Here is a 15220-nt window from a genome sequence, read left to right as displayed (position 1 = left end):
CCGAGTTTGAGGAGGCCTGCTGTGCTCTGGGGATTGCCTTGTTTGTGCTGCCGCCGAGGAGTCCTAAACTCAATGGTCACGTGGAGCGGGTGCAACGGACCTTTAGGGAGGAGCTCTATACCCGGCCTCTGCCCCCCCGGCTCAGCGAGCTACAGGCAGAGCTGGATGCCTACCTGGACCACTACAACCGCCGAAGGCCTCACATGGCCCTGGGGGGTCTTGCTCCCTTGGAGTATTTAGCTATGATGCAGGAGGAGTCGGTTCCCCAGTCTCACATGTGTTGACCGATTACAAGGAGTTGTGCTATAGGGGGTTTACCGCTAAAATAACCCCGCGTGCCGGTGTAGCTCAGCGGTAGAGCACTCGATTCGTAATCGAGCGGTCGTCGGTTCAAATCCGACCACCGGCTCCAAACAACCAGGGCCTAAGGGCCCTGGTTTAGCTTGCGGTGGGTTCGCCGATTCTGCCCAAGCGCCCGCAGTAGCTGACGAAGCCCCATAGGCGGGCTATAGTAAAACCCTTGGGCAAAAAAGCAGCCTGCCTCGCGCAGCCAGCGGGCCTGGGCCTCGGTTTCCACCCCTTCAGCCACCACGCCAAGCCCCAGGTTCTGGGCCAGCAAAAAAAGGGTGCGCAGAATAACCTCGGTCTGGCTCGAGGCTCCAATCTCGTTCACGAACCCCCGGTCGATCTTGATTAGGTCGATGGGCAGATCCTTAAGGTAGGTTAGGGAAGAATAGCCCTTGCCAAAATCGTCTAAGGCCACCTTCGCTCCCAGGCCGCGCAGGGCGGATAGGCGCTGGGCAGCCAACTCCGGTTGTTCGATGAGGAGGTCCTCGGTGACCTCGATGCTAACCCGGCCAGGGTGCACGCCTGCTTGGGATAAGACCGCGCGGAACCAGGGCAGAAACGAGGCATCGAGCAGGGTTTTGGGCGAGAGGTTGAGGGAAAGGTGCAAAGGGGTTTCCCCAAGGTGCTGCAGGCCGGTTTGGATGATGAGCCGGTCGAGGTGGCCTAACTCCCCCATCTCTTCGGCTAGCGGGATGAACTGGGCTGGGTTGATCCAGCCTCGAGCTGGATGCCTCCAACGGGCCAGGAGCTCTACCCGCTGCCACTGGCCTTCCCGCAGTTGCACAATGGGCTGATAGAAGGGTTCTATCTGGTCTTCTTTGAGGGCCACGCGCAGCGCCTGCATGAGCTCGAGGCGCTCGGCAATGGGTTTATCCAGTTCAAAATCGTAGAAAAGGTAAGGCTGCCTCAACCGCTTGGCCTGATACATGGCCACATCCGCCGCCCGCAACAACCCCACCATATCCCGGGCGTACTTCGGGAACAAAGCCGCCCCAATGGCCACAGATACCGCTATACGCCGGCCTTCCAGGTCGAGGGGAGGCTCGAAAGCCTGCACCAGGGCTCGCACGTACTGCATGGCCAGGGCCTGGTCAGCTTCAACCAGCAAGACGAACTCATCCCCACCCAGTCGGGCCGAAAGTGCCGGAAAAGCCCGCAGACGCTCGGCTACCTGCACCAGCATCAGGTCGCCCACATGGTGGCCGTATACGTCGTTGATCATTTTGAACTCGTTGAAATCGAGGTAAAACAAGCAAACCGAACGGCCTTCTTGCAGCATGGGTTCGCTCTGCTGCATAAACCCCCGGCGGTTCAAAAGACCGGTCAGGGGGTCGTAGTAGGCCAGATACTCGATCTGGCGCATGGCCTCCTTGCGCTCGCGCACGTCCCGCAGCAGCGCCACAAAGTAGACGGGCTCGCCCGGCAAAACCATGGCCGAGGTTTCCACCAGCACCCGCCGCCCACCCGAGGTCCGCAGCGGCTGTTCGACCCAGGGCAGCGGCGCCTTCCCCTGGCGCAGTAGGGCCACCCGCTCGAGGTTCTGCTCCAGTCGCTCGGGCACCCAGTACTGCCGCAGGTTGGTTCGCAGCAGGTGCCCAGGTGTAGGGGCTTCCAGCAGTTTCAAAGCGCTCGTGTTGGCATAGGCAATCTGTAGGGTCTGGGCCTCCACCAGCAGGATGCCATCGGTCAGGGTTTCCACCAGCTTGCGGAAGCGCTCCTCACTTTGGGAGAGCAAAAACACCGCCTGGTTGCGCTCGAGCACCAGGCTAAGCTGGGCCACTGCGGCCTGCAAAAGCTCCAGCTCCTGCGGCTCGAAGAGGTGGTCTTCGCTCTCTACGTTGACCGCGCCCACCACATTGCCCTCCACCACCACCGGCACGAACATAGCCGAGATGACCTTTTCGCTGACCACCAGGAAATCCGGGTCCTGGGTGGGGTGGTGAAGCAGGATAGGCTCTCCCGAGAGGTAGCAGCGGCTGGTTAGCCCCTTACCCAAGGGAATACGCACGTGGTTGAGGGAATAGCCCCGGTGGTGCCTCGCTACCAGTTCCGATCCCTCGCGCCAGTAAACCGCTACTAGCCCGTGCCCAAACCAGCCGTGCACGGCCTCGACAAAGCGGCGCAAAACCTGATCCGGGTCTTTCTCGCGCAGCAGGCTTTTCCGCAACGAAAGCATGAATTCCAATCGGCGGGTTTGTTCCTGGGCCTTCTCGAGCAAAGTTTGCTTGTGCTGCTCGCTTTCCTTGAGGCGCTCCACCGCATAGGCCCGCTCGAGCACTAAGTTGAGCTGAGCCCCCACACTTTGCAAAAGCTCCAGGTCGCGCGGGTTTAGGCGCCTGTCCCGGCTTTCTACATTCAACACCCCCACGGTCTGGCCCCGCACCCGCAAGGGGATGGCGACCTGGGAGCGAATATCCGGTAGGGCATAAATGAAGTCGGGCTCCTGGCGGGCATCCTCTACCAAAATAGGCTCACCTGAGAGCAGGCAGCGCGAGGAGATACCCCGCCCAATCGGCAGCCGTTCGTGCCACTGGCTGTAGCCCACTTGGTGTTGCAAAACCTGCCAGTCGCCTTGGCGCAGGTAGATGGAGACCAGGTTATAGCCAAAGGAGGTGGCGATGAGTTCCACCGCTCGCCGGATGGCCGATTCCAAGGCGAGCTCGAGGCTCAAGGCATCCCGGAAGCGCAAAAGCAGCTCGAGGGGGGCTTCATCCAGGCTGGGGTTCCGCTGCATACCCTAAATACCTCAAAACGGTTCTAAAGCCCAGGTATCTGGGGGAAGACGCCGTGCCAAAAGGGAAAAGGGCATAAAACCTATGCTCAGGGTAGCACCCTAACCAGCTGAGCGTAGGGTTTTTTGCACATTGTGGGAGGCTATAGCTTCTTCACCTCGGGGCCAAGACAAGCCCTAATCCAAGGCGCCAGATCGGCCAGGCTGCACATCTGCGGCAGAAGGGGGGCCAGGGGGCCACAAACGATGAGTGGCACCGGGTTTTGGGTGTGCTGGGGGTGCCAGGGCTCCTCGGCGTTGCCGTGGTCAGCGGTGAGGATCAGGGTAGCCCGCGATCGGGCCTCGAGGAAACCCTGAAGGAAACCCTCCAGCTCCAAAATGCGCGCCTCGAGGCTTTCTGGCTGGCGGTGGGCAGCATAGTCGAGGGCCCAGTTTTCCAGGATGGTTAGATGATGGGCCTCGGCCAGCCGGGCAAAGCGGCGCCCCGCAGCCTGAGGCTCGGGCCAGAAGGCGGGGGGCAGGGCCAAAGGGTGCTCGAGCGGGAGAAGCTTTAGGCCAGCCACCCGAGCGGCAAAAGCAAAAGCGGAAAGCAGGTTACGCCGGCTTTTCTGTACCTTTTCCAGATACTCCTGCCGGTAGCCATTGGCGTGCCAGACCCAGAGGCCTCGCTGGGCCGCCCAGACCTGAAGACTCTCCTGTCGCAGCAAGGTTTGCAGCTTACTCAGGGGGTGCGGCCCTTGGTGATGGCCCAGCATTTGGGCTGCATTGTGTCCGGTCAGCAGGGTGGTCTGCCCCGTGCCCGACTGGGGTAGACCCTCCACCCCCAACCCCGCATCCAACACCCGGTAGGCTAGCTGAGGCTGGTTAAAAGCCTGCCAGGAAAAACCGCCGCTCAAAGCCTGCAGAACCGGCAGCTTCAGGCGCTTTAGTGGGCTGCGGGGGTCCTGAGAAAGCCCCAGGCCATCCACGAACAATAAGGCCAGCACGCTGGCATTGTGCCGCCTGGCGAAAGAAAGGTCAAACCTAACTTGAAGGCCACATCACAACCAGGCAGCCCAGTTCGAGCACAATATAAAGTGTCCTCCAGAAAGAAAAGCGGGGGATTGTGCCAAAGCACGCTTTGGTATGCTTTAGCGAAAGGAGTTCTGATTATGCCTGTACGCTCCGCTCAAGCCGTCTGGAAAGGCACCCTGAAAGAAGGCCAAGGCCACCTCAAGCTGGAAAGCGGGGTCTATGAAGGCCCCTATACCTGGGCTTCGCGCTTTGCCGATGGCAGCGGCACCAACCCCGAGGAGCTGGTGGGCGCTGCTCACGCCGGCTGCTATGCCATGTTTCTGTCGGCCCTTCTGACCAACCACAACACCCCCCCCGAGGAACTCAAGGCCACCGCCAAGGTGCACCTGGGCGAAGGCCCCACCATCAGCAAAATCGAACTGCACCTGGAAGCCAAGGTGCCCGGCATCAGTGCGGAAAAGTTCCAGGAGCTAGCCCAGGAGGCTAAGGCCAAATGCCCTATCTCCAAGGCCCTGGCCGCAGTACCCGAGATCAGCCTCGAGGCCCGACTGATCTAGCCGCCTCGAGGGCCAAAAAGCGGAAGGGATAATCGCCGCTCAGTTCGGCCCGCCCTTCCATAACCAGTTCCTGCATGAGGCGCATCAAACGGCGACGCGACATGGGAAAGCGGGCCTCGAGTTCTTGGTAGGTTAGGGGCCTTTGCCGCAAGGCCGCCACCAGCTCTGCTTTCAGTTCGGCCCACCGGCCTGCCCTCGAGCCTCGCTCCTCTCCCAAAAGCCGGGCCACCCCTTGGTCGCGCAAACTGGCCGCTGCCGCAATGCTCAGCCCCAAACCCGGGGCCAGGCCAGCCAGGGAATCCCCCCTGGCATAAGCCAGAATTAGCTTTTGCTCTATTTCCGGTAGGTGGGCCACCGCCTGCTCCAGCCGAAGGCCCCACCTCTGCTCAACCGCCAGGCGGAAGCGCTGGCCCTCCAAGCCAGACGATACCCGGCCAGAGCGGAGCCTTGCCAGGGAGCGGTGCTCCACCTGCCGCACCCCTTCGGTGGTCAACCCCACCTCCTGGGCAATGCGATGCAGCGTCTTGCCCCAAGCCCGGGCCAGCAAAACCTCGCGCTCGAGGGGCAAGAGCCACTCGAGGCGCTCGGCCAGCATAGGGGGGCTAATCCCCTTGCTCAAAAAATACCGTCCCGGCGTCTTCTTCGGCATGGCTTCGAACACCCTCGCTTTCCTAGGATTATAATCCGTATGCCAAGGCAGCAGGGTTATGCATACGCAGGCCATTCTCATCATGGAATCAGAGGCAAGCCAGCCTAGTGCTTCCTGGAGCCGGCTTTACCAGGTGGCGGATAGCTACCTCGAGCTGGGCTACCACCTCGAGGGCACCCAGGGCTTCCTGCTGGGCCAGGTGCTGCACCCCGGGGAAGCCCCTTTTCCCTCGGCCCAGGTGACTTTAATCAGCCCCAAAGGTACCCCCCTTCAGCGCATTGAAACCCCTCTCCATACCCGCTTTCGCATGGCGGTAGGCCCGCTGGGTAAACACCACCTCGAGCTTACCCTTGGCCCAACCACCTTCCACATCCCCCTTTAGGCAAGCCTCACCCCATCCACCCGCGTAACGCCAAGGCCCCAATTCCGGTGCAAAAATCACAAGGGCCACACCCATGGCTCTCTACACTGGGGTTGTCTACTTCGGTAGACGCCAAAAGGCTAGATTGTAGCCTTGTTACATTCTGAACCGGGTTTACTTGTTCTTGTGCCTATTGACCGCACAGGTGTCATGGGGTATTATCTTGCCCAAGGTTGGAAGAAAAAAAACAAAAGCGCTTCCAAGCCGCCTGGGAGGAGACAAATATGAAAAAACTCGCCTTCAAAGTCCTGACCCTGATCGCTGCCCTGGTTGCCCTGGCCGTGGCCGCTGGCGCTGGCACAGCTTGGGAGTAAATAACCCTTAAAGTTAACGCTCCAACCTGTGCGGTTGTGCAAATCGCACGGGTTTTTTTGGCTTATCCCTTAGACTCAGGCTGTGCGCTCTGGGTCCAGTCTTCCCTCCACCCCGGTGCTGGCGTTCGTCCTGGGCTTGTTTGGGGCCTATGTGGTTCTGCAAGCCTTTTTGTTCCAACTGCCGGCCCACACACCTTTCCACCCGCTGGACGTGGCGTTCTGGGCAGCCCTCATATGGATCGCCCGGCGTTCCGCCGTTCGCCTGCCTTTGAACGCGAGCATGTCCCACCTCTTCGTGGTGTCCCTGGCTGCGGCGGTGGCCTTCCCCCCTTGGCTGGCCCCCCTGCTGGTCTTTGTCTTCAGCTTCAACCAGGACTTCGGCAAGCCCAGCTACCCCTGGTACAAGGACCTGTTCAACCGCAGCCAATTCGCGCTGGCCACCGGCCTGGCCGCCTGGGTCTGGGGGCTGGTGCAGGCCCAGCCCGGCAACCCCTATGTTTTGGAGGGCCTGGGCATTCTGGCCGCTTCCCTGACCTATTTTTGGGTGAACGTTAGCGCAGTAACCTACATCATTCACCTTTCCAGTGGGCTTAGCCTGGGCAAGGTCTGGTTTGAAAACTATAGCTGGCTCTGGGCTAGCTACCTGCTCCAGGCCCCCATCGGGCTGCTTTTAGCCAAGGCCTACCAGACCCCCCTAATCTGGGGCTGGGGGGGGTTTACGGTGCTCTTCATCATGCTACTGCTGTACTTTTCCCGCTACTACTGGGACGAAAAAGTGCAGCTAGAAAAAGCCTTCGACAACACCATCGAGGTGCTCATCGCCACCCTGGATGCCAAAGACCCCTTTACCCGCATGCACTCCGAGCGGGTTGCCGCCATCAGCCGCGACATTGGCAAAAGAATGGGCCTCGACGAGGGAGACCTCAAGCGCCTTACCTACGCCGCGCGCATCCACGATATTGGCAAGCTGGCCGTCCCAGACTCGATTTTGCTCAAACCCAAAAAGTTGAGCAAAGAGGAGTTTGACCTGGTCAAAAAGCACCCTGCCAAGGGCCTCGAGGTACTTCACCCTATGCTCCACCTCCTGGCCAAAAACGTAAAGCATGTTATCCTGTACCACCACGAGCGCTGGGATGGCGCTGGCTACCCCATGGGTCTGAAAGGGGAAAAAATCCCACTCTGGGCTAGAATTGTCTCGCTGGCTGATGCCTACGAGGCCATGACCGCTGGGCGTTCCTACGCTCCGGCCAAAACGCCCCAAGCCGCCCTAGATGAGATAATGGCCCATGCGGGCACGCAGTTCGACCCGCAGGTGGTGGAGGCCTTCAAGAAGGTGTGGCTTGAAGACCCCATCTGGAAAGACCGGGAGGAGTTCCTACGACGCTATACCTCGCCAGTGCTCTTGTCGGTATCGTCCTCGCCCTCGCCTTCCGAGCCAGCTTCCGCGACCTCGGCAACCTCGAGCTCCGATCGGCCTGGGCCTTCATAGCCGCCGCCCTGCTGGAAGGAGGGCTGGCCCTCGCTACCGCTCGAGGCCTGCTGGCTCCTGAGGTGGCCGGGCCGGCGGCCAAAGCTTTGGTGGTGGCCTTAGTGGGGTATGGGTTATGGGCCAACGCGCACCTGCGCGGTCTATGGTTCGTGGGTCTGGGCTTGGCTTGCAACGCCCTGGTCATCTTTGCCAACCGCGGACACATGCCCGTTAGCCCCGAGGCCCTATACCGGGTGGGCCTGGAGTCTTACATTCCTAAACTGCAGCAGCAGTACGACGCTGTGCACACCCTGATGGACGAATCCAGCCGGCTGTGGTTCTTAGGCGATGTGATCCCGGTGAAGGTTTTGGGCTATACTAATGTGATCAGCCTGGGGGATGTATATCTGATGGTGGGCATTGCCCTTACCCTTCTGGAAGGGGCCCTCGAGGCCAAGCGCAAACGGCAGGGAGCTTTGGAGATAGACCTGCGCTTTTGACCCTATCCTGCCCTTTTGCTTCCCTAGGGGGTTATGGTAGACTTTGAAGGCTTGTGTTTTGCGCCCTAGCCTAAGCTAGGGTGCCCTCTTGGAGGAAGGCCATGGAATACCGTATCAAAGCCTATAGACGCGGGGATGAAAAACCCGCCGCCTTGCGGGATGCAGGCAAACTGCCCGGGGTGGTCTACAATCGCCAGGAAAACTACAAGGTCTTCGTAGACCTCAAGGAGTTCAACAAGGTCTTTTTGTCGGCGGGAATTCACCACGTGATTACCCTCGAGCTCGACAACGGCCATACCGTAGACACCTTGGTGCGCCAGGTCAATCTGGACAAGCGTCGGCGCCGGCCTGACCACGTAGATTTCTATGCCCTCTCCGACGAGCCCGTGCTGATGTGGATTCCTGTCAAGGTGGTGGGTACTGCCCAAGGCGTGCGCGAAGGGGGTGTGCTCCAGCTTGTCAACAGCGACATCCAAGTGCGGGTCTCGCCCAAGGCCATTCCTCCCTTCATCGAGGTGGACGTTAGCGCTCTGCGCATCGGCGAGAGCATCCACGCCGACGAGGTAGCCCTTCCTGCTGGCGTAAAGCTGGCCATGAACCCCCGCGACACCATCGTAGCCATTGTGCCACCTGAGGATGTCGAAAAGCTGGCAGCCCAGGCTGCAGCTGAGCCTACCGAGGTGGAAGTGATCAAGAAAGGCAAGGCCGAAGAGGAGAAGTAAGCCGGTCTTTGCTCTGGGCCGAAGGCTGCGGTCACCCCCAGCTTTCGGCCCCTTTGGCTATGTTTCTGATTGTTGGACAAGGCAACCCAGGCCCAGCCTATGCCCACACCAAACACAACGTGGGCTTCTGGGTTCTCGACCGGCTCAGCAGCGATTTCCGCCGAAAGGAATCCGCCCTTATCGCCGAGGTTCGCTTTGCCTCGACTTCTGGCCTGCTGGTCAAGCCCACCACCTACTACAATGCCAGTGGGGAAGCCGTAGCGCCATTAGCCCGCTTCTACAAAATTCCTCCCGAGCGGATTTTGGTCATCCACGACGAGCTAGACCTGCCCCCTGGTCGCCTGCGCTTCAAGGCCGGTGGGAGCAGTGCTGGCAACTACGGCCTCGAGTCCATCGCTGCCCATTTGGGCACACGCGAGTTTCACCGCCTGCGGATTGGCATTGGTAAACCCCCTCACCCTGCCGAGGGCGCAGCCTGGGTGCTCTCCGGCTTCCCCCCCCGCCTACGGCCGCTCATGGAAAAGGTAGTCCAGGTCGCTGTCGAGGCTGCGCGGGACTGGGCCACAGAGGGCATTGCCTTTTGCCAGAAGCGATACAATGGCCTTGACCTAGCTAAAGAGGTTGGCCTCGAGCCGTCGGAAAACCCCTAACTGCTTAGCACCTCTTCGATTAAGCCCGCCAGACGCTCGGCAGCGGTTTGTAAAAAGGCCCCAAAGGCCACGGGGGCATCGCTACCCGCCTGGTCGGTGATGGCTCGCAGCAAGGCCATAGGCAGCCCCATGCGCTTGGCCGTCCACAAAGCAGCCGCCCCTTCCATCTCCACAGCATCAGCCGCAAATATCCGGCGCACCTCCTCGGCTTCGCCACGGTGGGCCAAAAAACGATCCGCACTGGCAATGCGGCCTAGGTAAATGGGCAGGCCCATCGCTAAGGCTACCCGCAAGACCTTGGAGGTAAGGCCCACATCCGCAGGAACAAAGCGCTCTCCGGTAGCCAGCTCGCCCGGAGCACGGCCAAACGCGGTGATATCCACATCGTACTGAACAGCATCCTGGGCCAGCACTAGGTCCAGCGTCTCGAGTTCGGGGTTCAGGGCCCCAGCCACACCAACCCAGAAGGCCTGGGCTGGGTTATAGCGAACTTTAGCATAGGCCACTGCTGCCGCTGCTGCCGCTTTGCCCACGCCGGCTTCCACCAACACCACCGGGAAGCGCCCCAGTTCCCCTTGGTGTATGGGCCAAGGGCCATCCAGCGCTTCTGGCGAACGTAGTCGGTTGCGCAGCGCCTGAGCCTCGGCGCCTTCTGCTGCGAACAAGACAACCACAGACATACACGGCCAGCCTAGCACCCTGCCCTTCGAACAGCCAACCGCCTATCATCAGAAACGCCCATTTCACACCTGGCGTGAATGAACCAGCTAAGCTACTGGGAAATCTCGAGGGTCTCCTGGATGTGCAAGCCTTCAGCCAAGACCCGCTGGGCCCAGGCTCTGGCCCCCTCGAGGTCGTGATCCCGGTAGTTGCCACACTCCAACTCACTCGCCCCCGGCACTGGGCCGCTGTGCTCAGCCACATCCTGCAGGGTGGTCTGGAAAGCCTCTAGCACCTTGTGGGGCCCGGGCTCTCCCAAAACCACCAGGTAAAACCCGGTGCGACAACCCATGGGCGAGATATCCACCACCCCCTCCAAGTGGCTGCGCAAGTAAGTGGCCAGGAGATGCTCGAGGGTGTGGAGCACACCGGTAGCCAGAGCTTCTCGGTTGGGCTGGGCCAGGCGCAGGTCGTACTTCTCGATCTTGTCACCGCTGGGGGTTTCTTTCACCCCTGCCAGCCGCACGTAAGGGGCCCGAACCTTGGTATGGTCGAGGCGGAAAGACTCGGGAACTACTAGGGGCTTGGACATAGAAGCTAGTTTAACCCAAGCCTTAGCCCCTGAGCTTTTTCCACAGCTCAGGTGTCAGAAGTGCAAACACCGGAATCAGCTCGATGCGCCCTGCCCACATCTGAAAAATCATCACCGCTTTGGAGATAGGGTGCAAGTCGCCATAGTGAGCCATGGGCCCCACCTTGCCCAAGCCTGGCCCCACATTGCCCACTGCCGCGGCGGAAGCGGTAAAGGCCACCACAAAGTCCTCTTCCAGTAGACCCATCACCAACGCCCCCATAGCAAAAAGGCCAGCGTACAGGGTGATAAAAGCGGCCACAGCCCGCAGTACATCCTCACCTACGCTCTTGTTGCCTATTCGCAGCGGCAAGACCGCCTGGGGGTGCAAGGCCCGCTGTAGCTCCCGCCGTACCAAGGCCCCAATCACCAGCCAGCGGATGATCTTGATACTGCCCCCTACACTACCTGCGCTACCTCCCAGAAACATCAGCAAAACCAGCAAGGCCTGAGCCGGCACCACCCACTGGGCGAAATCCGCCGAGGCAAACCCGGTACCGGTGATAATAGAGGCTGTCTGGAAAAAAGCATGGCGCAAAGCTGGTTCTAAAGCGTAATCGTGACGCCAAAAGAGAATCATGGCCATCGCAAGTCCCACCACCAGCACGATGAGCGCATAGGCACGAAACTCCGGATCGCGAAAGGGTGCGCTGTACTCCCGGCCAAAGATAACCCGATACTGCAAAAGCAGGTTTACCCCGGTCAGGAACATCACCAAGGCCGCAACCCACTGGGTGAGGGCACTGTAGGCAGAAAAGCTCTGCGGGTTGGGGCTAAACCCCCCTGCCGAGACACTGGAAAAGGTATTGGCCAGGGCCTCGAAGGGCGGTACCCCGGTCAGCCGGTAGGCCACCAGGGTCAATACCGTCAATACCAGATAGACCCGCAGGATATTGGTGGCAGTCTGCCGTAGCTTGGGGGTGAGCTGTTGCTTTTGTACCCCGGTGGTCTCGGCAAAAAACATCTGCCGCCCAGCCAAGGCTAAGTGGGGCAGTACCACGATGAACAATAGCAGAATGCCCATCCCACCAAACCACTGGCTAAGAGAGCGCCAGAAGAAAAGACCTTGGCTGAATTGCTCGAAGTCGGCTAGGATGGTAGCCCCTGTGGTGCTAAAACCCGAGGTGGCTTCAAACAGAGCATCCAGGTAGCTAAGCCCCCCGGAAATCCAGAAAGGGATAGCCCCCAATAGGGGTACCATGATCCAAAGCACAGCTACGGTAAATAGGGCTTCGGCTCGGCGCGGTTCGGCCTGAGGACTGCCCAAAGGCCGCAGCACCAGACCCAGCCCCAGCCCCAACGCTGCCCCCACGAAAAAGCCCAGCGCATCCTCACCCAGTAGGAAATCGGCCAAGCCCAGTAACCCCATCACCAGGCCCAAGGCCGTGTAAACCGTCCCAATCATGTAGGTGGCTACGGGGATAGGGTTGGCTCGAGCAACCTTAGCGAACCTGGGCCAGGACTTCATGGGCCACCTGCCGGTCGGCGAGAACCAGAAGCTTATCGCCCCCTTTAGCGGCCAACAGGGGAGCCCGGAGGTATACCCGGGTACCCCGCTCGAGGGCTACCGCCACCGCTCCCCGGGGCAAGGGAAGTTGGTCGAAGGGAGTCTCGCGGAAATCGGTGGGTAGTTGGAATTCCAGGAGTTCTACCCGGTCTTCGATAAGGGCCAGATAGTCTACATTTTCCGGAGATATCCAGTCCACCACCTCCCGCACTGCTGCCGCGCGGGGGGTGAGGGGAATGTCAATCCCCACATGCTCGAAAAGGCGGCGATTTTCCCCCCGGTTGACCCGGGTAATCACCTTGGGAACCCCTACCTGTTTGGCCAGGAGCGAAACCAGCAGGTTTTTCTCGTCGTTTTCCGTGACCGCCACCATCACGTCTACATGGTCGAGCCCTTCCGATTCCAAAAGCTCGAGGTCGGTACCATCCCCCTCCAGCACCAAAGCCCCGGGTAGGTGCTCGGCCAGCCAAGCACAGCGCTCGGAATTATGATCGATGATGGTGACCTCCAGGCGATGCTGCACCAGCTCCCGGGCCACCATATAGCCCACACTACCCCCACCCACCACCATCACCCGCCGCACCCGCTCGCGGGACGCAAAGCAGGCTTGGATGGCATCGAAACCCTGGGGAGTGGTCATGAAGAAGATGCGGTCCTCGGGCTCGAGGATCACCTCAGCAAACCCTGGGTCGGTAGCGGCAATAAACTTCCCCTCGCGCAGGATGCCCGCCAAGAAGCTGCCATCGGGCCAATCTAGCAAACCCAGATGCTTGCCCGCATAAGGGCCGCCTTCCCGTACCTGATACTCCACAAAGCGAAGCCGCCCACCGGCCAACACCTCGGTATCCACGGCTCCCGGTATACGGATAACCTCCACAATCTCCTTGGCCAGCGAGCGTTGGGGCCAAAAGACCTGGTCGATGCGGGTTCCCAAAATCTCGAGGGTGCGGGGGTCAGTCAGAATATCCACGTAGGACTGCTTGCCCACGAAACACAGGGTTTCCTTAGCGCCTAGGCCCTTGGCCAGCATGCAGGCGATCAAATTCACCTCATCCCAGTTGGTTGTGGCCAAAAAGGTGTCGCAGAGGTCGACCTTGGCCTCACGGAGCACCTCAGGATCGGTCACGCTGCCAATCACCACCTGTACATCCAACCCCCCCAGGCGTTCCTTGGCCTCGGGATTGGTATCGACCACCACCAGGTCGTGCTGGGTATGCAAGGCCTTGGCAATCTGCGAGCCAATCTCCCCTCCACCCGCGATTACGATGTACATAGCCAGCTCCGAATCACGCCAGCCCAGTCTGGGCCATACTGCTTTGGCCGTTGTTCAATCCACCAGTTGGGACTGACCTGAAGGCCTTCCATGCGCAAGACCGGGTTCAGCTTACACCCGAATTGTTTCTATGGCTACGTTTTCCATCACCGGAACCCCGGGTTTCCAGGGCACGCGCCCCACCATCTCGCCATAGAGGTCGTAGGGCTCGGCTCGGTTAATCCGAACCCGGATAATATCCCCGATCCGCACAGTTCCATCGGTCCCAGCATAGACCAGCCCATCAATACCCGGCGCATCGTACTTCGAGCGCCCCACCACCCACCCAGGCAGCTCGCCATACTCGTCCACGATAACCTCCAGGGTCTGGCCAATGCGGGCCTGGTTTTTCTCTAGGCTAATCTGCTGCTGCAAGGCCATCAGGCGGGCCCGGCGCTCCTCCTTCACCTCCTCCGGAACCGCCCCTGGCAGGGTGTTGGCCTCGGCCCCAGGCACCTCGGAGTAGGTAAAGCAGCCTACCCGGTCCAGCCGAGCCTCGGCGATAAAATCCAGCAACAGCTCGAAATCGGCCTCGGTCTCGCCGGGAAAGCCCACGATGAAGCTCGAGCGAAGGGCCAGATCGGGGGCTATGCGGCGCCACTCTTCTAGGGTCTTGAGGTGGCTCTCAGCCCCACCAGGGCGCCGCATGGCCCGCAGGATTTTGGGCGCAGCATGTTGCAAGGGCACATCCAGGTAGGGCAGCAGCTTACCCTCAGCCATGAGGGGTATTAGCTCGCGCACATGCGGGTAGGGGTAAACGTAGTGTAGGCGCAGCCAAGCCCCCAGATGGGCCAGCTCGCTGATCAGGTCAACCAGGTGGGCCCGCACCTGGCGGCCTGCGTAGGCCGAGGTGCGGTGGCGGATGTCCACCCCATAGGCCGAGGTATCCTGCGCAATGATCAGGAGTTCCTTGGTACCGGTCGCCACTAGCCGGGCTGCTTCGGCCAGCACCTCGGCAGCATCGCGGCTAGTCTGCAAGCCGCGCAGCTTGGGAATGATACAGAAACTACACTTGTGGTTGCAGCCCTCGGCAATTTTCAGGTAGGCGAAGTGGCGTGGGGTTAGCTTAACCTGGGGGGGCACCAGGGCGGTAAAAGGATTTTGCTCTGGCGGAACCACCTGGTGCACCGCCGCCAGCACCCTATCTAGCTCACCCGGGCCGGTCACTTCCAGCACCTGGGGATGGGCCTGTTTGATCACCTCAGGCCGGGCCCCCAAGCAGCCGGTGACGATGACCTTGCCGTTTTCCGCCAGGGCCTCACCGATGGCCGAAAGCGACTCTTCCACTGCTGGGGTGATGAAGCCACAGGTGTTCACCACCACCACATCGGCATCCTGATAGCTGGCCGAGGTCTGATATCCTTCAGCCCGAAGGCGGGAAAGAATCTGTTCTGAATCGACCAGGGCCTTCGGACAGCCCAGACTGACGAACCCCACTTTACCTGCCATTCGCTCTCCTATGCGCCCTGTGGGCACGACAACATTGCCGAGTATAGCAGGAATCCGAACAACCATCTGTGGAACACGCTAGTGCTTCACTGGCCTCTTGAGCCGAAATACCCCAGCAGCCTGTTAGAGGCTGTCGTAAAAGCCCTCCACGAGAGGCTACGCGGCCCTGGCCAGCCGCTTCACCAGTAAGCGTATCATGCTCAAATACATCCAGGCTTCCCCTACCTCAGGATGGTACTCGTAATCCTTCCCCAACCGTCGGTTCCGCCCCAGCCAGGCAAAGGTCC

14 protein-coding genes, 1 tRNA gene and 1 pseudogene are annotated in these 15220 nt (G+C 60.4%); 8 read left to right on the top strand and 8 right to left on the bottom strand.

Features of this window, described 5'->3' with window-relative positions; all coding sequences use genetic code 11:
* Positions 1 to 358, top strand: a pseudogene (locus G552_RS16025) (integrase core domain-containing protein); the annotation flags it as partial.
* Positions 338 to 412, top strand: a tRNA-Thr gene (locus tag G552_RS0111330). The pseudogene G552_RS16025 and the gene G552_RS0111330, both read left to right, overlap by 21 nt.
* Positions 413 to 424: 12 nt before the next feature.
* Here G552_RS0111330 and G552_RS15875 read toward each other — a convergent pair.
* A complete protein-coding gene (locus G552_RS15875; RefSeq protein ID WP_027883144.1) occupies positions 425 to 3082 on the bottom strand; it encodes an EAL domain-containing protein in 2658 nt (885 codons plus the stop codon).
* A gap of 140 nt (positions 3083 to 3222) precedes the next feature.
* The gene (locus G552_RS0111320; protein ID WP_425411441.1) at positions 3223 to 4062 is read right to left on the bottom strand and encodes a metalloenzyme; all 840 of its coding nucleotides are present in this window, start codon (positions 4060 to 4062) and stop codon (positions 3223 to 3225) included.
* A 168-nt stretch (positions 4063 to 4230) separates the two neighbouring features.
* Between G552_RS0111320 and G552_RS0111315 the strand changes: the two genes are divergently transcribed.
* Positions 4231 to 4650, top strand: coding sequence for an OsmC family protein (locus G552_RS0111315; RefSeq protein ID WP_027883142.1), 420 nt, complete (start codon positions 4231 to 4233; stop codon positions 4648 to 4650).
* Here G552_RS0111315 and G552_RS0111310 read toward each other — a convergent pair.
* Positions 4625 to 5299 carry a sigma factor-like helix-turn-helix DNA-binding protein gene (locus G552_RS0111310; protein ID WP_027883141.1) on the bottom strand — a complete coding sequence of 225 codons (675 nt, stop codon included), beginning with the start codon at positions 5297 to 5299 and terminating at the stop codon, positions 4625 to 4627. The genes G552_RS0111315 and G552_RS0111310 overlap by 26 nt on opposite strands.
* A 58-nt stretch (positions 5300 to 5357) precedes the next feature.
* On the opposite strand from G552_RS0111310, the gene G552_RS0111305 reads away from it, so the two are divergent.
* The 5 genes from G552_RS0111305 (at position 5358) to pth (ending at position 9374) form a co-directional block, all read left to right on the top strand.
* Entirely contained in the window at positions 5358 to 5681 is a 324-nt protein-coding gene (locus tag G552_RS0111305; RefSeq protein ID WP_027883140.1) for a hypothetical protein, read from the top strand.
* A 435-nt stretch (positions 5682 to 6116) separates the two neighbouring features.
* Positions 6117 to 7523, top strand: a complete 1407-nt coding sequence (locus G552_RS0111295; protein ID WP_027883139.1) for an HD-GYP domain-containing protein — start codon at positions 6117 to 6119, stop codon at positions 7521 to 7523.
* Positions 7520 to 8002: a DUF5317 domain-containing protein gene (locus tag G552_RS15320; protein WP_425411440.1), complete on the top strand. Its 483-nt coding sequence runs from the start codon at positions 7520 to 7522 to the stop codon at positions 8000 to 8002. The genes G552_RS0111295 and G552_RS15320 overlap by 4 nt, the downstream gene beginning before the upstream one ends.
* 101 nt (positions 8003 to 8103) lie before the next feature.
* On the top strand, positions 8104 to 8724 hold the full coding sequence (locus tag G552_RS0111285) for a 50S ribosomal protein L25 (RefSeq protein ID WP_027883138.1): 621 nt from the start codon (positions 8104 to 8106) through the stop codon (positions 8722 to 8724).
* A gap of 59 nt (positions 8725 to 8783) precedes the next feature.
* Complete coding sequence (gene pth, locus G552_RS0111280; protein WP_027883137.1) at positions 8784 to 9374, top strand: aminoacyl-tRNA hydrolase; 591 nt, start codon at positions 8784 to 8786, stop codon at positions 9372 to 9374.
* Here the strand turns inward: pth and mtnN are convergent.
* The 5 genes from mtnN to rimO all read right to left on the bottom strand — a co-directional run bounded on the left by mtnN (position 9371) and on the right by rimO (position 14933).
* Positions 9371 to 10054: a 5'-methylthioadenosine/S-adenosylhomocysteine nucleosidase gene (gene mtnN, locus G552_RS0111275; RefSeq protein WP_027883136.1), complete on the bottom strand. Its 684-nt coding sequence runs from the start codon at positions 10052 to 10054 to the stop codon at positions 9371 to 9373. The two genes, pth and mtnN, sit on opposite strands and share 4 nt — an antisense overlap.
* A gap of 92 nt (positions 10055 to 10146) precedes the next feature.
* The gene (locus G552_RS0111270) at positions 10147 to 10626 is read right to left on the bottom strand and encodes an S-ribosylhomocysteine lyase (protein WP_027883135.1); all 480 of its coding nucleotides are present in this window, start codon (positions 10624 to 10626) and stop codon (positions 10147 to 10149) included.
* 22 nt (positions 10627 to 10648) lie between these two features.
* A complete protein-coding gene (locus G552_RS0111265) occupies positions 10649 to 12133 on the bottom strand; it encodes a TrkH family potassium uptake protein (protein ID WP_027883134.1) in 1485 nt (494 codons plus the stop codon).
* Complete coding sequence (gene trkA / locus G552_RS0111260; protein ID WP_027883133.1) at positions 12108 to 13445, bottom strand: Trk system potassium transporter TrkA; 1338 nt, start codon at positions 13443 to 13445, stop codon at positions 12108 to 12110. The genes G552_RS0111265 and trkA overlap by 26 nt, the downstream gene beginning before the upstream one ends.
* 111 nt (positions 13446 to 13556) lie before the next feature.
* Positions 13557 to 14933, bottom strand: coding sequence for a 30S ribosomal protein S12 methylthiotransferase RimO (gene rimO, locus G552_RS0111255; RefSeq protein ID WP_027883132.1), 1377 nt, complete (start codon positions 14931 to 14933; stop codon positions 13557 to 13559).
* Positions 14934 to 15220: the final 287 nt, after the last annotated feature.

This window comes from Meiothermus rufus DSM 22234 (assembly GCF_000423425.1).
Lineage (GTDB): Bacteria > Deinococcota > Deinococci > Deinococcales > Thermaceae > Meiothermus > Meiothermus rufus.
This window is presented reverse-complemented; position numbering and strand designations above follow the sequence as displayed.